We start from the raw sequence: 18,527 nt of genomic DNA on the forward strand, positions 1-18,527 counted from the left end.
TGGTGGAGACGAGCGGATTCGAACCGCCGACCTCCTGAGTGCGATTCAGGCGCTCTCCCAACTGAGCTACGTCCCCACGCGGTGCAGAGGGCCGCGCACGACCGCGCCTTCGCACGATGGCACGCCGCGCCTTCGCGCAACCCGCTGCGATGAGACTGCGCACCGATTATATCCGACGTGCGGCGCCGCCGCAACGCTACCGGCCTACGCCGGGTCAAGCACGTGCCGCAGCGCGGGTTCGAGCTCCGGGAAGCGGAAGGCGTAGCCCGCCCCGCGCAGCCGGACCGGATCGACGCGCTGGCTGACCAAGAGCGCGCCGTCCGCCATCTCGCCGAACATCGCGCGCAGCGCCGCGGCCGGAACCGGAATCATCGCGGGGCGGCCGAGCGCCCGTGCGAGCGCGGAAGTGAACTCGCGATTGGTGACGGCGCGGGGCGACACGACGTTGACCGGCCCGTCGAGGGCGTCGCGCTCCAGCGCGAGCAGCAACGCGCCCACCGCGTCGTCGATCGCGACCCACGGCAGATACTGCCGCCCGTGGCCGAGCGGACCGCCGGCGCCAATCTTAAAGATCGGCACGATCTTGGCCAGGACCCCGCCGCTGCGGGACAGCACGACCCCGAAGCGCGGATGCACCACGCGAATGCCGGCCCGGCGCGCCGGCTCCGCCGCCGCCTCCCATTCCCGGCAGACCTCCGCGAGAAAGCCCGTGCCCGGCTCGGACGACTCGGTGAGCACCTCGTCTCCGCGATCACCGTAGTAGCCGACGGCTGAGCCGCTCACGAAGGTCCGAGGCCCCCCGCGCAGCCCCGCGAGCGCGCCGGCGAGCAGCTCCGTCCCCCGCCGCCTGCTCGCCAGGATCGCCATCTTCTGGTCCGGCGTCCAGCGCGTCGCGAGCGTCGCACCGGCCAGATGAATCGCGGCGTCCACGTCCGCGAGACGCGCCGCGTCGATCAGGCCGGCCGCGGGGTCCCAGGCGACCTCCTCCGGCGCCGCGACGCCGCCTCGCACGAGGGGGACGACTTCATCCCCGCGGGCGCGAAGCGCGGACGCCACCGCGGAACCGATTAATCCGTGGGATCCCGTGAGGGCGACGCGCATGGGCGGACGGCGGCCTCCTTTGCCGGGGAAACGATCGCATCGTACCACACGCCCGCCGAGCCGCCGCCGGAGGGTGCGGGCTCGATCCCGGCGCCGCCGGGTCCGGAGCACCGCCGCTATCGTATCATGGTGTCATGAGCAAAGACCTGTATCAGGATCTGGCGCAACCCGCGCTCACGGCGTATCTCGAGGGCGTGATCCCGGCGCGGCCGGCCGTGCTTCGCGAGATGGAGGCGCACGCCGAGCAGCGCCGGTTTCCGATCGTCGGGCCCGTGGTGGGGCAGCTATTTTACCTGCTCACGCGGGCGACGGGCGCCCGGCGCGTGTTCGAGATGGGGTCCGGTTTCGGCTACTCCACGGCGTGGTTCGCGATGGCCGTGCGCGACAACGGCGGCGGCGTGGTCCACCACGTCGTGTGGGACGAGGCGCTGTCGCAGCAGGCGCGCGGCTACCTCGGCCGGCTCGGGCTCGCGGACGCCGTCCGATTTTCCGTGAGCGAAGCCGTCGCGGAACTCGAGCGGACGCCCGGCGAGTTCGACGTGATCTTCAACGACATCGAAAAGGATGCGTACCCAAAGTCCTTCCCGGTGATGAAGGCGCGCCTCCGCACGGGCGGCCTGCTGCTTGTCGACAACATGATCTGGCGCGGCCGGGCGATGGATCCCGCCGCCGATGACCCGGCCACGCGCGGGGTCCGCGAGATCACGCGTCTTCTGTTCGCCGATCCGGATCTGACCGGCGTCATCGTCCCGCTGCGGGACGGCGTGTTCGTCGGCCACAAGACCCGCTAGCCCGCCCGCCGGATGCGCAGCCGCCGTTTCTGGGCGTACGTCCGGCGCTACCGGCGCGCCTACGCCGTCGGCTACCTCGGCGGCCTCGTCTCCATCGCGATGGCGCAGTCGGCGCCGTGGGTGATGAAGCTCGCCATCGACGGCATCGGCCGCGGCGTCGGGACGGGCCGGCTCGCAATGTACGCCGCCGCGCTCGTCGGCCTCGCCGCGGCGGAGGCGGCCGCGACCTACGTCATGCGGTGGTCGATCATGGCGGCCGCGTACCGCGTCGAGACGGAACTGCGGCGGGAGTACTTCGCGCACCTGCAGCGCATGCCGCTCGCGTTCTTCGAGCGCACACCGACCGGCGACCTGATGGCCCGGGCCGTCAACGACATCCGCGCCGTGCAGCGGTTCGCCGGGGTCGGCCTGATGCGCTCGGTGCACACCACCGTCATGCTGGCGGCGTCGATCGCATTCATGCTGAGCATCAGCGTCCGGCTGACGCTCTGGATGATCGCGATCATGCCGTTCGTGACGCTCGTGTTTCTGCTGCTCGGCCGCGAGATCCACCGGCGGTTCGACGCGGTGCAGGCGCAGTTCAGCGTGCTCTCGACACGGGTGCAGGAGATGATGAGCGGTATCCGCGTCGTGAAGGCGTTCGCCCGGGAGCCGGACCAGTTGGCGCGCTTCAACGAGGCCTCCGAGGACGTCGTGCGCACAAACCTGCGTCTGGCGCGGGCGCAGGGTGCACTGTGGCCGTCGATCGGCCTGATCCTCGGCGTCGCCTCGGTCGTGCTGCTGTGGCAGGGCGGCGACGCGGTGATCCGCGGCACGCTCACCCTCGGCCAGATGGTGCAGTTCTCCTACTATCTCGCGCGCCTCAGCTTCCCGATGATCGCCCTCGGCTGGGTCACGAACCTGTGGCAGCAGGGCCGCGCCTCGATGAACCGGCTCGACGCGATCCTTGCCGAATCACCGGCGATCGCCGATCCGCCCAGGCCGCTCGTCGTCGACGGGATCCGGGGCGAGATCGCGTTCCGGCGGGTCGGCGTCGTGCGCGACGGCACGGTGGTGCTGCGCGACGTGAGCCTCGCGATCCCCGCCGGCCGGACCGTCGCCATCGTCGGCCCGACCGGCGCCGGCAAGACGACGCTCGTCTCGCTGATCCCGCGCCTGCTCGATCCGACCGAGGGCCAGGTACTGCTGGACGGCCACGACGTCCGCCAGCTGCCGCTCGCCGCGCTGCGCGGCGCCGTCGCGTTGGTGCCGCAGGAACCGTTTCTGTTTTCGGACACCCTGCGCGCGAACATCGGCTTCGGCGCCGCCGGCCCCGCGGACGACGCGCGGGTGTGTGAGGCGGCCGAAATCTCGCAGATCTCCGTCGACGCGGCGGAGTTTCCCCGAGGGTACGATACGGTGGTCGGCGAGCGCGGCGTGACGCTGTCCGGCGGCCAGCGGCAGCGCGCCACGCTCGCCCGGGCCGTGATCCGCGACCCCCGCGTGCTGATTCTCGACGACGCGCTGAGCAGCGTGGACACCCAGACGGAGCGGGCGATCCTGAAGGGACTGCGCGGGGTGATGGCGGCGCGGACCAGTCTCATTATCGCGCACCGGATCTCGACGATCCGCTCGGCCGACTGGATCGTCGTGCTGGACGGCGGACGGCCGGTCGATCAGGGGACGCACGACGAGCTGATCGCCCGCGGCGGCCTGTACGCGGAGCTGTACGAGCGGGAGATACTGCGGGAGGCACTCGAGGCGGAAGAGCCGGCGGCAGACACCCCCGCCGGGACCGGCCCCGAATCCTCGTGAGCGCCGTCTTCGACGAAGATCCGATCCTGGGCCGCGCCTACGACGCGCGGCTGGTGCGGCGGCTGCTCGCGTACGTTGGCCCGTACCGCATCACGGTCGCCGCGTCGATCGGCCTGCTGCTCATCGCCTCCCTCGCGGACCTCGCGGGGCCGACGTTGTACCGGGTCGGCATCGACCGCTACATCGCGCCAGCCGGCGCCCGCAGCGCGGGCACGGACTTCCGCGGCCTCGCCGGGCTCGCCGCGGTCTATCTCGCGGTGCTGGCGCTCGGCTTCGCGGCGCGCTGGGCCCAGAGCTACCTCATGCAGGCGGTGGGACAGCGGGTGATGGCCGACCTGCGCGCGCAGATGATCGCGCACCTCCAGCGCCTCTCGATGAGCTTCTTCGCCCGCACGCCGGTGGGGCGACTCGTCACACGCGTGACGAACGACGTGGACGCCCTGAACGAGCTGATCACGTCGGGGGCGGTGGCGGTCTTCGGCGACGTCTTCACGATGATCGGGATCATGGCCATCATGCTGTGGATGAACTGGCGGCTCGCGCTCGCCGCGTTCGTGGTGCTACCCGCCGTGTACGTCATCACCGAACGCTTCCGGCTGCGGTCGCGCGATGCGTACCGCGCGGTGCGTACGCGCCTCGCCCGGATCAACGCGTACCTGAACGAGCAGATCACCGGGATGACGGTGACGCAGCTGTTTACGCAGGAACCGCGCCGCCTCGCGGCGTTCGACGAGCTCAACGCCGCCCATCTCGAGGCGAGCCTCGCGTCCACCCGCAACTTCTCGCAGTTCTACCCGGCTATCCAGGTGATCGGCGCCGCCGGCGTCGCGCTGCTGTTGTGGTACGGCGGTGGCCAGATCGTGCGGGGCGTCGCCACCCTCGGCGTTCTCGTCGCCGCGATCCAGTACGCGGAGCGGTTTTTCGACCCGCTGCGGGATCTCGCGGACAAGTTCAACATCTTCCAGGCCGCGATGGCCTCTTCGGAGCGCATCTTCCGCGTGCTCGACGAGCCGGTCACCGTCCAGGACGCCGCCGACCCATCCCCGCTGTCCCGGGTGCGCGGCGAGATCGCCTTTCGGGACGTGTGGTTCTCGTACGACGACGGCGGCGCATCCCGCGGCCTCGTCCCCCCCCGGGGCGGCGGCGCGGCGGGCGGCCGGGAGCGGAGCTGGGCCCTACGCGCCATCTCGTTGACGATCCGCGCGGGCGAGCGCGTTGCGATCGTCGGCCACACCGGCGCCGGCAAGACCTCCATCATCAACCTGTTGACCCGCTTCTACGATCCGCAGCGCGGCGCGGTGCTGGTCGACGGAACGGACCTCCGGCGCGTCCCGCAGCGGGATCTGCGGCGGCACGTCGGTCTCGTGCTGCAGGACGTCTTCCTGTTCTCCGGAACGATCGCGGACAACATCCGGCTCGGCAACGCCGCGATCTCGGACGCGGACGTACAGCGCGCGGCCGAGCAGACCGGCGCCGCCCGATTCATCGAGGCTCTGCCGCGAGGATACGCGACCGAGCTGCACGAGCGCGGCGCGGGCCTGTCGGCGGGGCAGAAGCAGCTGATCGCCTTCGCGAGGGCGCTCGCCGCGCAGCCGGAAATCCTGCTGATTCTGGACGAGGCGACGAGCAGCGTGGACGCCGAGACGGAGGCGCTGATCCAGCGCGCGATGGCGGCGGCGCTGCGGGGCCGCACCGCGATCGTGATCGCCCACCGGCTGTCGACCGTCCGGTTCGTCGACCGGATCATCGTCCTGCACAAAGGCCGGATCGCGGAGGAAGGGACCCACGACGCGCTGCTGGCCCGCGGCGGCATCTATGCCAAACTGTATCGGCTGCAGTTCGCGGACCAGGACTAATAGTACGGTTGGACCCGAAGCGGCGCTCCCGACGCGTGCGCGCTAGACGGCCGCCGCCGCGGGGCCCATACGGCTTAGCCCGCGAATGCCTAGCCGAACCGCCAGGTAGTCGGCCAGCACAGCGTGCGGGTCGAACCCGATCACCTCGACGGCGTTCGACACGAAATTCGACAACGAGTTGATGTCGTAATAGTAGATTTGTCCGTCGCGGTCGTTCACGAGGTACTCGACGCCGGCCAGATCAAGGCGCGCCCGCCGCGCGATCAAGAGCACGTCGCGGCAAACTTGGGCCGGCGGCGTCTCCGCCTCGACCCGGAGCGCGACCTTCGGCAGGTCGGACGGGCAGAGAGCGGCCGGCTCGGTCTGGCAAATGTCGGCGGGGCACAGGTTGAATCCGCCCGGTTTCGGAAACACTTTGATGCCGTAGAGCACGCGCCCGTCGAGCACCTCGACGCGGACGATGTGGCCGCCGCGCGCCGGCAGAAACTCCTGCACGAGCGCCGTCTGATCGATCCCCAAATCCAGCGTACCGTCCGCGGCCGCCGCGGCGAGATCTTCCGCGCGGTCGAACCGCTGGATCCCCGCCCCGCTTCCGCCGATGTTCGGCTTCACCGCGACCGGAAACACGAGGCCGCCGGCCGCGGCGGCGGCCTGGCTCGCGTGATTGATCACTCGCGTGCGCGGCGCGCGCAGTCCGAGCCGCCGCACGAGCAGCAGTTGCGAGACCTTGGACGTCTCGAGCGCGAAGGCGCCGGCGCCGTTGACCGTCTCCACACCGGCGTCCTCCAGGGTCCGTAGGAGTTCCCGCGTATAGACGATGGCCTGTCCGTGGCCGCGGAGGTGGGCGGAAGGGCTCATGCGGTTCAACACCAGCGTCCACGGCGGGGCAGCGCCGTCCAGAGCAAATCGATGCGTGCTCACGTCGATCCGGTCGAAAGGCACTTCGCGAACGTCCAATGCCGCGAACAGCGGCGCGAACCACTCCGGGTGCTCGTAGACAATCCCCAGACGGGGACTCCCAGTCGCCACGGGACCACCTCATGCGCCCTCGGGGGGCGGGTAGGTTCGGCAGCGGCACGCCCGTGCCGCGCTGCCGCGCTAACTTCGATTCAGTTGGACCTGCGAAGAACTGCGTGGAACGCCGGGAAGCGGAGGCGTGCTACCCCCGCGGAGGACAGATGCAGTGCAGAGGAGTCCGGGTGAAGGCCGTCATCTGGTTCACCATGCCATCCTATCAGCCGGTGGGCGCCGGCGCAAGTTGAAGCTCACGCGCAACCTCGTCAAGATACGCGCGAGCCCGGTCCACCGTCAAGGTGCGATAGACCGGATCCACGATGAGTGTACGGGCGCCCGCCTCGGCGTACGCCGCGGCGAGTTCCCGCGTGATCTGCGTGCCGCGGCCGGTTCGCACCTGAAGCCACAGATCCTTAATCAATCGTCCATGCCGCGCGGCATAGGTCTCAAGACGCCCGACCCGCTCGCGGTACGCGTCCGGCGGGAGACCAAGCGGCTGCCAGCCGTCGCAGACTGCCGCAACGCGGCGCAGCGCGACGTCGCCCTCGCCGCCCACGACAATGGGCAGACGGGCGCCCTGCGGCGGCTTCGGGTCCATCCCGAACGGCGCCAGACGGTAGGCCTCGCCCCGGTGCTCGACCGGATCGGGCCCCCAGCACGCGCGCAGCACGCGAATCGCCTCGTTAAGACGGCGGCCGCGATCTGAAAACTCCTGCCCGAGCAGAGCGAACTCTTCCGCCAGCCATCCGGCACCGACGCCGAGCACCACCCGTCCGCCCGACAGATAGTCCAAGGTCCCGATGGCTTTGGCGACCGGCAGCGGATGGCGCATCGGCAGTACCAGGACGGAAACACCGAGCCGGACACGGCGCGTCAGCGCGGCGATCCAGGCCAGCACCGTCAGCGCGTCGAGGTACGGCACCGTGGGCTCCCACGGCGGGCGATGGTCGCCGGAATACGGATAGGGGCTCTCGCTGCGCACCGGGATCGCGATGTGGTCGGTCACCCAGACCGAGGTGAATCCTCGTGCCTCGGCGTGCGCCGCCAGCGTGGAGACGGCCTCAGGCGACGCGAGAGGGCCCGCGGCGGGAAGGGTGACGCCGACGTCCATGACTCTCCCCCCTTTCTTTGGACGCCGCCCGGCTTCGGACCGCCCTGATCGGGCGCCGGCCCGTCCGGCCGCGTCAGTAGGCCATTACGTCGAGACGCGCCCCCCTCACCTCCCCCGCTGTGCGTCCACCTCGGCGCGCGGGATCTCCCCGCCGGAGCGAGGCCAACGCCGCCGCGAATCGCCGTGCAGCCTGCCAGGGAAAACCGCGCCGAATCGCGTAATCTCAGGCGTTTCGCAGAGCATACGGGGGTGCACGACGCATGAAAAGACTATGGATTGTCGCCCTGCTGCTGCCGCTGGCCGTCTCCGCGGCGTGGGCGGCACCGGTCCGGCCGGTCAAAGTGGGCTTGGCGGTGGGGGTCAGCGGCGACATCGCCGTGTACGGCGATCCGATCCGGAACGGTTTCCAGCTGGCCTTCAAGCAGATCAACGCGATGGGCCAGGTGAAGATCGATCCGATTCTCGAGGATACGGGCGCCGGCCGTGACGGAGCGATCAACGTCTTTCAGAAGCTGATCCAGCGGGATCAGGTGGCGGCGATTCTCGGGCCGGTGCTGAGCGCCCAGGCGTTCGCCGCGGATCCGCTCGCCGTGCAGGCGGGCGTGCCGGTCGTGGGCGTCAGCAATACGGCGAAGGGCATCCCGCAGATCGGCGCCACGGTCTTTCGCGTCTCGGTGCCCGAGGCCGTCCAAATCCCCAAGTCGATCGCCGTCGCCAAGAAGGCGTTGAACCTGTCGAAAGTCGTGGTGCTGTACGACAACGCCGACGACTTCACGATCTCCGGCTACAAGACGTTCGTAGAAGAGCTGCAGAAAAACGGCGTCGCGATCGCGGACACGATCACGTTCTCGCGGGGCGACAGCGACTTCTCCGCCCAGCTCACCAAGGCCAAGGCCGCGAACCCGCAGGCGATCGTCGTGAGCGCGCTCGCGCGCGAGGGCACGCTGCTCCTGATCCAGGCGCGCAACCTCGGCATCAGCGTCCCGTTCATCGGCGGCAACGGCTTCAACGACACGAACATCATCACGCGGGCCGGTTCGGCGGCGGAGGGCTTGATCGTCGGCACGGCCTGGGTCCCCAGCGCGCCGTCCGCGGTCAATCTGAAATTCTACGGCGCGTACCGCGATGAGTACAAGCGGGAGCCGAACCAATTCGCCGCGCAGGCGTACACGGGCGCGCAGGTGATCGCGGAAGCGATCCGGCGGGCGGGCCTCACCGGCGCGGAAGATCCCCGCACGCAACGGACCAAGATCGAGCAGGCGCTCTACACGATCAAGAACATCGAGACGCCGCTCGGCCGCATCAGCATCGCGCCCGACCGCGACGTGATCCAGCCGCGCACGTACGTCGCGGTGGTGCGGGGCGGACGGTTCGTCGAACTCGACGTCAAGTAACGTGACGCCCCCGGGCCCTCGCGTTCGCGACCACAACCGCCTGACGACACTCGCTCACGACGTCCGCGAGACAGCGGTGTCGGGCTCGCTGGGGCCGCAACGGGGGTAGGCGCCCGGCCCGGGCGGAGCGCTCCGGCGCTCCGCCCGGGCCGCATCGTACATGGCCGTCTTCCTGCAACAGCTCGTCAACGGCATCTCGCTCGGCTCGGTGTATGCGCTCTTCGCCCTCGGCTTCACTCTCGTCTTCGGCGTGCTCGATATCATCAATCTCGCCCACCCCGCGGTGCTGGCCGTCGGGGCCCTGATCGCGTACACCCTGCTCGTCGACGCGAAAGCCGGCCTCGCGCTCGCGGCCGCGGGCGCCTGTCTGGGGGGCGGTCTCCTCGGCTTGATCCTGGACGCCGTGGCGTTCCGCCCGCTGCGCCGCCGCCGCGCGACCCCGCTGTCGGCGGTGATCACGTCGATCGGCGTCGCGCTCATCATGGTCAATCTCGCGCAGACCGTGTGGGGCACCGAGCCGTTGAACTACCCGCCGGGCACGGTGCCGCTCCGGTTCTTCACCGCCGGGCCGGTGACGGTCAGCCTGCTACAGGGAATCGTCCTGGCGACGGTCGTCGTGCTCATGGTCGGACTCCGGCTGCTGCTGGCCCGCACGCGGCTCGGGCTCGCGATCCGCGCGGTCGCCGAAAACCCGCAGACGGCGAGCCTGCTCGGGATGCCGTTCGACCGCATCGTCGCCTTTACGTTCTTTCTGAGTTCCGCGCTCGGGGCGGCCGCGGGCGTCCTCGTCGGCATGCTGTTCCAGGGCAGCGTGTCGCCGTTCATGGGCGACACCTACGGATTCAAAGGGATCGCCGCGATCATTCTCGGCGGCATGGGCGACATCGCCGGCGCGGTCCTCGGCGGTCTCATCATGGGCGTCGGGGAAGTGATGATCGTGCAGTATCTGAACAGCAGCTATCGCGACGCGGTGGCCTTCGGCCTGCTCTTCCTCGTGCTCGTCTTTCGCCCGACCGGACTGCTCGGACAGCAGCGCGGCCGCGAGGCGTAGACCCGGGCGCATGGCCGCGATCGCCGACCTCTACGCCGCCTACAGCACGATCGTTCTGTTCGCCGGCGTCGCGGCGCTCCTCGCGCTGTCCATTTATGTCACGCTCATGGCGGGCCAGCTCTCGCTCGGCAACGCCGCCCTCGCGGCGATCGGCGGGTACACCGCCGCCATCCTGACGAAAACGTACCACGCCCCGCTGTGGCCGGCGCTGCTGGCCGGCGCGCTGCTGGCGACGTCCGTGGCCTTCCTGATCGGCATCCCGTGCCTGCGGCTTCGGGGCATCTATCTCGCCCTCGCGACGCTGGCGTTCGGCGAGGTGGTGCGGGTCGCGGCGCTCAACTTGAGGATTACCGGAGGCGCGCTCGGCCTCGTCGGCATCGCGCCCCTCGTGTCGTTCCCCGAAGTCTACGGCACGCTCGCCGTCGCGGCATTCTTCTTCTACCGGCTCGAACGTTCGCGCACCGGCCGCGCGTTCGCCGCGATCCGGGAAGACGAGGCGGCGGCGCAGGCGATGGGCATCCGGGTGACCGCGTACAAGGTGCTCGCGTTTTCGATCGCCGGGTTCATCGCGGGGCTCGCCGGCGGGCTCGCGGTCCACTTCACGTATCTGATCAACCCGGCGCAGGCCGCGTTCGGCGAGGCGGTGACCATCCTCACGTACGCGGTGTTCGGCGGGACGGCTACCTTCGCCGGGCCCATCCTGGGCGGCGTCGCGCTGACGGTGCTGCCGGAGGCGCTGCGCTTTCTCAAAGGCTACCGGCTGCTGCTCGACGGTGCCATCCTCGTTCTCGTGACGACGTATCTGCCAAACGGGGTGCTCGATCCCTTGCTGCGGCGGCGCCCACCGCGGGCGGCGGCGCCCCCCGGCGGGATGCGCCGACGTCGCCGTGCTTGAGATATCCGGCCTCACACGAACGTTTGGCGGGCTGCGCGCCGTGGACTCGATCTCGTTCGCCGTCCGGGAGGGCGAGATCGTCGGCCTGATCGGGCCGAACGGAGCCGGCAAGACGACGCTGTTCGACCTCGTCACCGGGTTCCTCGCGCCGACGGCCGGACGCGTGCGGTTTCGAGGCGCGGACATCACACGCAGGAGCCCGGACCGCGTCACCGCGGCGGGCATCGCGCGGACGTTCCAGAACATTCGCCTGTTCCGCGACATGCCGGCCGCCGAGAACGTCGTCGTCGGACAGCACATCCGGACGTCGGCCACGCTGGCCGACGCCGTCTTCGCGACGCCGCGCTATCGGACGGAAGAGCGGGAGGCGCGGACCCGGGCGCGCGAACTGCTGGCGCTCGTCGGCCTCGGAGACCGCGCCTCGACCCCGGCCCGGTCGCTCGCGTACGGCGATCAGCGGCGGCTCGAGATCGCCCGCGCACTCGCCACGCGACCGCGCCTCTTGCTGCTCGACGAGCCGGCGGCGGGCATGAATACGGCCGAGACGCAGACGCTCATGGCGCTGATCCGACGCCTCCGCGACGAGCACGGCCTCACGGTTCTCCTGATCGAGCACGACATGAAGCTCGTGATGGGGATCTGCGACCGCGTCGTCGTGTTGAACTTCGGCCGCGCGATCGCGGAGGGCGCGCCCGACCAAGTGCGGCGCAATCCCGCCGTGATCGAGGCCTACCTCGGCACGCAGACCGAGCGGGTCCGAGCCGCGCGGACCGAGGCGCCGGGGACGCCGGTGCTGTCGGTCGAGCGCGTCAACGCCGGATACGCCTCCGGCGACGTTCTCCACGACGTGTCGCTCCAGGTCGGCGCCGGCCAGATCGTGACGCTCATCGGCGCGAACGGCGCCGGCAAGACGACGCTGCTGCGGACGATCTCAGGGCTCGTGCGGCCCCGCGCGGGCGCGATCCGGCTACGCGGGACGGCGCTCGAGGGCGTGCGGCCGGACCGCATCGTCGGGCTCGGCGTCGCCCACGTCCCGGAAGGCAGGCAGGTCCTCGCCCGCATGACCGTGCTCGACAACCTCCGCGCGGGCGCGTTCGCCCGCCGCGACGGCGGCGTCGAAGCGGACCTCCTGACGCTTTTGGCGCGCTTCCCCGAGTTGGGGGCGCGGCGCGCGCAGGTCGCCGGCACCCTCTCCGGCGGCGAGCAGCAGATGCTCGCGATCGCCCGGGGCCTCATGACGCGGCCGGCGCTGCTCATGCTGGATGAGCCGTCGCTCGGCCTCGCGCCGCGGATCGTCGAGCGGATCTTCGCAATTATCACTGAAGTCAACGACGGCGGAACGCCGATTCTCCTCGTAGAGCAGAACGCGCAGCTCGCGCTCGAAACGGCGGATCAGGGCTACGTCCTCGAGACGGGCCGGGTCGTCCACCACGACCGCGCCGACCGCCTGCTCGGGGACGCGGCCGTCCGGCGCGCGTATCTCGGATAGCGCCGCGCTACCAGCCGAGCGCGTAGTTGCGCTCGCCGCGCGAGCTCGCGCCGGCCTGCATGAGGCGGCGCGCCGGATCGTAGAGGATCGCCGTAGTGTAGTTGAGGCTCCAGTCGGGCGCCACCGTCACGGCATGGCCGCGCTCGCGCAACCCCTCGACGACGGGGGCCGGCATGCGGCCTTCCACCAGCATCTCCCCCGGCCGCGCCTTGCGGGGATAGAACGACCCCGGGAAGTGCACGCTGTGAAACGCCGGGGCGTCGATCGCGTCCTGCACGTCCATCCCGAACACGATCATGTTGAGGAACACCTGCAGCGTCCACTGGTCCTGCTGGTCGCCGCCGGGCGTGCCGAAGACCATGCACGGCCGCCCGTCTCTCATCACGAGCGTCGGCGACAGCGTGGTCCTGGGCCGTTTGCGCGGCACCAGCGCGCCCGGGTGCCGCGGATCGTGCAGCCAGAACATCTGGCACCGCGTCCCCAGGCTGAAGCCGAGGCTCGGAATGACCGGCGAGCTCCGGAACCACCCGCCGCTCGGCGTCGCGGAAAACATGTTGCCGTCCGCATCGACCGCGCGGGTCCCGGTTGTCCCGCCCTCCCAGCCGCGCGCCTCCACCGCGGCGGCTTCCGCCGGCGCGGCGGCGCCCTCGAACGGATACGGGTCGCCCGGCCGCAGCTCGAGCGAGGCGCGACGCGGATCGATCAGGCCGCGGCGCGACGCCGCGTACTCGCCCGACAGCAGCCCGCGCATCGGCACGGCCGCAAACTCCGGGTCCCCGTAGAAGCGTTCCCGGTCCGCGAACGCCAGCTTGGCGGCCTCGGTGACGGTATGCACGTAGTCCGCCGTGTTGTGGCCCATCGCGGCGAGGTCGAAGCCGTCCAGCAGCGTGAGTTGCTGCAAGAAGACCGGCCCCTGCGACCACGGCCCGCACTTGTAGACATCGTAGCCGCGGAAGCGCACCGTCGCCGGCGCCTCGATCCGGGTCTCGAACGACGCGAAGTCGTCTTCGGTCAGCAGGCCCGGGGAGACGGTGCCGGTGGCGTCGCGCAGCCGGGTCTCCCGCTGGTAGGCGACGATCTCCCGGGCGATGGGCCCCCGGTAGAAGCAGTCGCGGGCGGCGCGCAGCGCCTCGTGGCGGCCGCGCCCGCGCGCGCCGCGCTCGGCCGCGATCAGGCGCTCGAAGGTGCGCGCGAGGTCGGGGTTGCGCCAGGTATCGCCGAGTTCCGGCGCCTGCCCGCCGGGCAGGAACAGCGCGGCGGACGTCGGCCACTCCGCGCGGAATCGTGCCTCGTGCTGCACGATCGACCGGCGCATCCCCTCGTACATCGGAAATCCGTTCGCGGCCAGTTCGAGCGCCGGGCCGAGCACCTGCTCCAGCGAAAGCCGCCCGTAACGGTCCAGGACCGTGATCAGCGCGTCCGGGACGGCGCACGGGCCGGCCGGCAGGAAGCCGTCGCCGGGAATCAGGTTGAGCCCGCGCTCGCGGAACCACTCGATCGTCGCCGCCGACGGCGCCCGCGTGTTGCCGCTGACCGCCGCGACGCGGCCGTCGCGCGCGTCGTGGATCAACATCGGGACCTCGCCGCCGAACCCGTAGCTCTGGTATTCCAAGCATGACTGCGCGAACACCATGGCGACGCCCGCGTCGAACGCGTTGCCGCCGAGCGAGAACATCTTGAGCCCCGCCACGCAGGCGAGGTAATGCCCGCAGGCGACCATGAACGACCGGCCGCGGATCACCGGGCGCGTCGACGCCCAGTTGAATGCCCAGTCGCCGTAGGCGGGGTCGGTGCCCTGAGCCCGCTGGGGCCGGCGCTCGCTCACCGCGCTACTTCCGGATGGCCGCGAACGCCTCGTCGCACGCCTGGAGCGTGCGGTCGACGTCGGCGTCCGAGTGCGCGAGCGAGATGTAGAACTTCTCGTTGGGGTTCACGAGGATGCCCCGCTTGATCATCTCGATCGACCAGCGCATGTGCACGTCTCGGTCGGAGGTGAGCAGATCCGTCCAGGTCCGGAGCGGACGGCGGTCGGTAAAGCGCACGCCGAAGACCGCGTCTTCGCCCGGCGTCTGCGCGGAGAAGCCGTGGCGCCGGCCGATCGCTTCGATTTCGCGGCGGAGCCGTCCGCCGATCCGGTGGAAGTGGTCGTACGCGCCGGCCCGGTTCAGCACGTCGAGGGCGACGAGCCCGGCGGTCGAGCTGACGGGGTTACCGTTGAGCGTGCCGCTCGCCCACACGAGCTTCGACCGCGCGGTGCGGCGCGCGTCGAAGTGCGCCATGATGTCGCCGCGCCCGGCGATCGCGGCCATCGGGAACCCGCCGGACATCGCCTTGCCGTAGGTCGCCAGGTCGGGCACCACGCCGTACTTTTCCTGGGCGCCGCCCCATGCGATCCGGAAGCCGGTCACGATCTCGTCGAAGATCAGGACGATGCCGAGCCGGCGGGTGACCTCGCGCAGCGTCTCGAGGAAGCCGCGCTCCGGCAGCAGCACGCGCTGCAGCGGCTCGACGATCACGGCCCCCAACTCCGCGGCGTGGCCCTCGATGATCTCGACGGCGCGCGCCGTCTCGTTGAACGGCGCGACCAGGATCTGGCCGCGCAGCGCGTCGGGAATCCCGAGCGAGTCCGGCTCCGCGTTCGGATAGTCGCTCGGGCGTGACGGCGTCGTGCCCCACAGCGCGTAGTCGTTCATGCCGTGCCAGCCGCCCTCGAATTTGAGGATCTTCGGCCGGCCGGCCGCGGCGCGGGCGACGCGCAGCGCGAAGAACGTCGCCTCGGTCCCCGAGCCGACGAAGTGCACCTGATCGGCGCACGGAATCGCCTCGACCAGCCGCTCCGCCAGCCGGATCACGGGCTCGTTGAGGAAGTAATAGGTGGAGCCTTTGACGACCTGGCGCTGCACCGCATCGACGATCTCCGGGTGGGCGTGGCCGAGCAGCGCGGGGCCGGACCCGAGGTGGTAGTCGATGAAGTCCCGGCCGCCGATGTCGGTGATGTGGCTGCCGCGCCCCTCGGCGATGACGAGGTTGACCTCGGGCGGCAGCACAAACAGGCCGAGGCCGCCGCCGGCGAGGTAGCGGCCGGCCTTTTGGAGCAGGTCCGCCTGCTTGCTCGCACTCGACGTGCCTGTGATCGGTGTCATCGTCCCCTCCGCGTGGGCGTAAACTCCATCCCGGCGTTCACGACGAGGTCACGAAGAACGCCGAGGCGGCCATGATGGCATACGCGGCGAGCAACTGCGCCCCCTCCAGCCAGTTGCTGCGGCCGTCGTGCGAAATGAACGTGACGATCAGGACCGAGAGCCCGACCGCGGCCACCTCGAACGTGGTGAAAATGAAGTCCATCGGATGTCCGGCGGCGAGCGAGATGAGGACGAGCGCCGGAGCGACGAAGAGCGCGATCTGGGTCGACGAGCCGATCGCGATCTCCAGCGTCACGTCGAGCTGGTCGCGCAGCGCGAAGACCACGGCGGCGCTGTGCTCCACGGCGTTCCCGAAGAACGGGATCAGCACGAGCCCCACGAAGAACTTCGAGAGGCCCAGGGCACCGATCGCCGGCTCGAGCGTCCGGACGAGAAGATCCGATTCGATCGCGACGACGATCGAGGCGGCGGCCAGGGCGCCCACGGCCCATGCGAGCGAGCACTGCGGCCGCTCCTCCGCCTTCGGCGTCAGAAACAGATGCTCGTGCGTCCGGTGTGTGAACAGGAGCGCGGCGGCGTAGAGCACGATCAGGACGGCGGCCACAGCCACGCTGACCGTCTCGCCCTGGTGCGCGGTCGGCCGGCCCGCCGTGAGGAAGAACAGCGCGGGCATCAAAAGCCCGATCACCGCCAGGGTCAGCGACGTCGAGTGCACCCCGGCGGCCGCGGCGTTGTAGCGCTGCACGCGGTGTCGGGTGCCGCCGGCCAGCAGCGCGAAGCCGAGCACGAGCAGCAGGTTGCCGAGAATCGACCCGGTGAGCGCCGTCTTGACGACGGCCGTCTCGCCGTGCGCCACGAGCACGATCGAGAGGATGAACTCGGTGACGTTGGCGAACGTCGCGTTCAGCAGTCCGCCGACGCGGGGACCGGCGTGTACCCCGATCTGCTGCGTCGCGCCGCCGATGATCTCGGCGAGCGGGAGCAGGGCGCCGCCCGCCAGCAGAAAGGTCGCCAGCGGCCACCCGCCGGCCGCGGCGGCGGCCGCCGAGAGTGGGACGAGAATCAGTAGCCAGCGTAGGGTCAGCCGCCGGAAGACGACGGGCACATAGACACGCACGGTGGGCACGTTTCGCGGTCCGGCGCCCGGCTCCCCGCTCGCGCGGCACGAACCGGCGGCATTCGCGCTGCCTGTCCGGAGGCGCTCGGCGGCATCCGGGCAGGACCGCGCCGCACGGAGCCGCGAACAGTCCCCAACGAGACCATCACGCGGAGGCCCCTATGCCCGACGAAACGGTGACGACGACGGTCCGCAGCGCGTCGATCGGACAGCCCGGCCGGTCCCTCAACAGCGCGCGAACCCACCACTTCATCCTCGATTCGTCTACGAAGCCCGAGGCGCTGAGCAATACCGAGTCGTTTCTCGCCGCCATCTCGTCCTGCGGCGTGACGTTGATCGAGCACTACGCGGCGGCCAACAAGATCCCGCTGACCGGCCTGACCGCCGCGATCACCGGCGTCCAGGAGCGCGCGGATCCGACGAAGTTCAAGCAGGTGGCGGTCCGGTTCGAGATGCGCGGCGTCGGCCGCGCCGACGCGGACACGCTGGTGGAGGTCTGGAGGGCCCGCTGACCACTCTATCGCACGGTCGCGGTCGCGACCGAAGTGATCGTCGACGTCACGGCGCAGGAGGCCCGATGAAACCCGACACCAGGCTGGTCCACGCCGGCCGCAACCCCGAACGGCACGGGGGCACGGTGAATCCGCCCATCCACCGCGCGTCCACGATCCTCTACCCCACCGTGGAGGCCTTCGAACGCCGGACCGAGCGAAAGTACGGCGACGTCTCGTCGTACGGCATCTACGGCACGCCGATCACTTTTGCACTGCGGGACGCGCTGGCCGAGCTCTCCGGCGGTGCGCGGTCGCTCGTCACGTCGTCGGGCCTGTCGGCGATCACGATGGCCCTCGCCGCTTTTCTGCGTCAGGGTGACCACGTGCTCGTGACGGACAGCGCCTACGGGCCGACGCGCAACTTCTGCGACGGAACGCTGGCCCGGTTCGGGGTCGAGACGACGTATTACGATCCCGCGATCGGCGCGGAGATCGCCGGGCTCATCCGGCCGAACACGAAGGTCGTCTACACGGAGTCGCCGGGCTCGCTCACGTTCGAGATCCAGGACGTTCCGGCGATCGCCGCCGCGGCGCACGCGTGCGGCGCCGCCGTGTTCTTCGACAACACGTGGGGCACGCCGCTCCATTTCCGGGCCTTCGACCACGGCGTGGACGTGGAAATCCAGGCGGGGACGAAGTACCTCGCCGGGCACTCGGACCTCCTCATCGGCGTGATCACCGCCCGCACCGAGGCGGTCTTTCGGACGCTCAAGGACGGCACCGACGGGTTCGGCGACTGCGTCGCGCCCGATCTGTGCTACGAGACACTGCGCAGCATGCGCACGCTCCACGTACGCATGCAGCGGCATCGGGAGTCGGCCCTGACCGTCGCGCGCTGGCTGGCCGGACGCCCGGAGGTCGCGCGCGTGCTGCATCCGGCGCTTCCCGATCATCCCGGCCACGCGCTCTGGCGGCGCGACTTCACCGGCTCGTCCAGCCTGTTTTCGATTCTGCTGCGCACCGAGTCGAAAGAGGCCGTCGCGGCGATGCTGGAGGGGCTCGAGCTGTTCAAGATCGGCGCGAGCTTCGGCGGGTTCGAAAGCCTGATACTTCCGGCAAACGTCACGGCCGCGCGCACGGCCCGACCGTGGACGGAGCGCGGCGCCCTCGTCCGCCTGCACGTCGGACTGGAAGCGGTCGACGATCTGATCGCCGATCTCGAAGCAGGGTTGCGGCGCCTCGCCGCGGTGCCTGCGAAAACCGGATGACGGGAGCGC

Annotated in this window: 15 protein-coding genes and 1 tRNA gene; 9 read left to right on the top strand and 7 right to left on the bottom strand. The window is 70.5% G+C overall.

Translation table 11 applies throughout. The features are described from left to right. Positions 1 to 76 (bottom strand) — tRNA-Ala (locus VFL28_14985). 128 nt (positions 77 to 204) lie between these two features. After that, positions 205 to 1,101 (bottom strand): TIGR01777 family oxidoreductase, encoded by an 897-nt coding sequence (locus VFL28_14990; GenBank protein ID HET7265969.1) that lies wholly within the window; start codon positions 1,099 to 1,101, stop codon positions 205 to 207. A gap of 134 nt (positions 1,102 to 1,235) precedes the next feature. On the opposite strand from VFL28_14990, the gene VFL28_14995 reads away from it, so the two are divergent. From VFL28_14995 to VFL28_15005, 3 genes are read left to right on the top strand one after another with little or no spacing between them, the layout of a single operon-like run. Next, a complete protein-coding gene (locus tag VFL28_14995) occupies positions 1,236 to 1,892 on the top strand; it encodes an O-methyltransferase (protein HET7265970.1) in 657 nt (218 codons plus the stop codon). A 12-nt stretch (positions 1,893 to 1,904) separates the two neighbouring features. After that, on the top strand, positions 1,905 to 3,686 hold the full coding sequence (locus VFL28_15000; protein HET7265971.1) for an ABC transporter ATP-binding protein: 1,782 nt from the start codon (positions 1,905 to 1,907) through the stop codon (positions 3,684 to 3,686). Next, entirely contained in the window at positions 3,683 to 5,542 is a 1,860-nt protein-coding gene (locus tag VFL28_15005) for an ABC transporter ATP-binding protein (GenBank protein ID HET7265972.1), read from the top strand. Before VFL28_15000 ends, VFL28_15005 begins: the two co-directional genes overlap by 4 nt. A gap of 42 nt (positions 5,543 to 5,584) precedes the next feature. Here VFL28_15005 and VFL28_15010 read toward each other — a convergent pair whose 3' ends face one another. Together VFL28_15010 and VFL28_15015 are read right to left on the bottom strand one after the other, a co-directional pair. Next, positions 5,585 to 6,571 carry a hypothetical protein gene (locus tag VFL28_15010; protein ID HET7265973.1) on the bottom strand — a complete coding sequence of 329 codons (987 nt, stop codon included), beginning with the start codon at positions 6,569 to 6,571 and terminating at the stop codon, positions 5,585 to 5,587. A gap of 205 nt (positions 6,572 to 6,776) precedes the next feature. Further along, positions 6,777 to 7,667: a TIGR03619 family F420-dependent LLM class oxidoreductase gene (locus tag VFL28_15015; GenBank protein HET7265974.1), complete on the bottom strand. Its 891-nt coding sequence runs from the start codon at positions 7,665 to 7,667 to the stop codon at positions 6,777 to 6,779. 260 nt (positions 7,668 to 7,927) lie between these two features. Here VFL28_15015 and VFL28_15020 point away from each other — a divergent pair, with 260 nt between their 5' ends. The 4 genes from VFL28_15020 to VFL28_15035 all read left to right on the top strand — a co-directional run bounded on the left by VFL28_15020 (position 7,928) and on the right by VFL28_15035 (position 12,496). Further along, positions 7,928 to 9,061, top strand: a complete 1,134-nt coding sequence (locus VFL28_15020; protein HET7265975.1) for an ABC transporter substrate-binding protein — start codon at positions 7,928 to 7,930, stop codon at positions 9,059 to 9,061. A gap of 160 nt (positions 9,062 to 9,221) precedes the next feature. After that, positions 9,222 to 10,112: a branched-chain amino acid ABC transporter permease gene (locus VFL28_15025; GenBank protein ID HET7265976.1), complete on the top strand. Its 891-nt coding sequence runs from the start codon at positions 9,222 to 9,224 to the stop codon at positions 10,110 to 10,112. Positions 10,113 to 10,122: 10 nt separating this feature from the next. Continuing rightward, entirely contained in the window at positions 10,123 to 11,007 is an 885-nt protein-coding gene (locus VFL28_15030) for a branched-chain amino acid ABC transporter permease (GenBank protein ID HET7265977.1), read from the top strand. Beyond that, on the top strand, positions 11,000 to 12,496 hold the full coding sequence (locus VFL28_15035) for an ATP-binding cassette domain-containing protein (GenBank protein HET7265978.1): 1,497 nt from the start codon (positions 11,000 to 11,002) through the stop codon (positions 12,494 to 12,496). Before VFL28_15030 ends, VFL28_15035 begins: the two co-directional genes overlap by 8 nt. Positions 12,497 to 12,503: 7 nt before the next feature. Here the strand turns inward: VFL28_15035 and VFL28_15040 are convergent, their stop codons facing one another. From VFL28_15040 to cax, 3 genes are read right to left on the bottom strand one after another with little or no spacing between them, the layout of a single operon-like run. After that, on the bottom strand, positions 12,504 to 14,321 hold the full coding sequence (locus VFL28_15040) for a gamma-glutamyltransferase family protein (protein ID HET7265979.1): 1,818 nt from the start codon (positions 14,319 to 14,321) through the stop codon (positions 12,504 to 12,506). 4 nt (positions 14,322 to 14,325) lie between these two features. Continuing rightward, positions 14,326 to 15,639 carry an aminotransferase class III-fold pyridoxal phosphate-dependent enzyme gene (locus VFL28_15045; protein ID HET7265980.1) on the bottom strand — a complete coding sequence of 438 codons (1,314 nt, stop codon included), beginning with the start codon at positions 15,637 to 15,639 and terminating at the stop codon, positions 14,326 to 14,328. A gap of 37 nt (positions 15,640 to 15,676) precedes the next feature. Continuing rightward, the gene (cax, locus tag VFL28_15050; protein HET7265981.1) at positions 15,677 to 16,765 is read right to left on the bottom strand and encodes a calcium/proton exchanger; all 1,089 of its coding nucleotides are present in this window, start codon (positions 16,763 to 16,765) and stop codon (positions 15,677 to 15,679) included. A 152-nt stretch (positions 16,766 to 16,917) separates the two neighbouring features. Between cax and VFL28_15055 the strand changes: the two genes are divergently transcribed. Both VFL28_15055 and metC read left to right on the top strand, forming a co-directional pair. Then, positions 16,918 to 17,268 (top strand): OsmC family protein, encoded by a 351-nt coding sequence (locus VFL28_15055; protein ID HET7265982.1) that lies wholly within the window; start codon positions 16,918 to 16,920, stop codon positions 17,266 to 17,268. Between the two features lie 65 nt (positions 17,269 to 17,333). After that, complete coding sequence (metC, locus tag VFL28_15060) at positions 17,334 to 18,518, top strand: cystathionine beta-lyase (protein ID HET7265983.1); 1,185 nt, start codon at positions 17,334 to 17,336, stop codon at positions 18,516 to 18,518. Positions 18,519 to 18,527: the final 9 nt, after the last annotated feature.

It is taken from the genome of bacterium, from assembly GCA_035691305.1.
Classification (GTDB): Bacteria; Sysuimicrobiota; Sysuimicrobiia; order Sysuimicrobiales; family Segetimicrobiaceae; genus DASSJF01.

Excerpts from the sequence above, each read along its gene's own strand:
- VFL28_15000 (HET7265971.1), top strand. The coding sequence starts at position 1,905 with ATGCGCAGCCGCCGTTTCTGGGCGTACGTCCGGCGCTACCGGCGCGCC.
- VFL28_15020 (HET7265975.1), top strand. The coding sequence starts at position 7,928 with ATGAAAAGACTATGGATTGTCGCCCTGCTGCTGCCGCTGGCCGTCTCC.
- VFL28_15025 (HET7265976.1), top strand. The coding sequence starts at position 9,222 with ATGGCCGTCTTCCTGCAACAGCTCGTCAACGGCATCTCGCTCGGCTCG.
- VFL28_14995 (HET7265970.1), top strand. The coding sequence starts at position 1,236 with ATGAGCAAAGACCTGTATCAGGATCTGGCGCAACCCGCGCTCACGGCG.
- metC (HET7265983.1), top strand. The coding sequence starts at position 17,334 with ATGAAACCCGACACCAGGCTGGTCCACGCCGGCCGCAACCCCGAACGG.
- VFL28_14990 (HET7265969.1), bottom strand. The coding sequence starts at position 1,101 with ATGCGCGTCGCCCTCACGGGATCCCACGGATTAATCGGTTCCGCGGTG.
- VFL28_15055 (HET7265982.1), top strand. The coding sequence starts at position 16,918 with ATGCCCGACGAAACGGTGACGACGACGGTCCGCAGCGCGTCGATCGGA.
- VFL28_15015 (HET7265974.1), bottom strand. The coding sequence starts at position 7,667 with ATGGACGTCGGCGTCACCCTTCCCGCCGCGGGCCCTCTCGCGTCGCCT.
- VFL28_15045 (HET7265980.1), bottom strand. The coding sequence starts at position 15,639 with ATGACACCGATCACAGGCACGTCGAGTGCGAGCAAGCAGGCGGACCTG.
- VFL28_15030 (HET7265977.1), top strand. The coding sequence starts at position 10,123 with ATGGCCGCGATCGCCGACCTCTACGCCGCCTACAGCACGATCGTTCTG.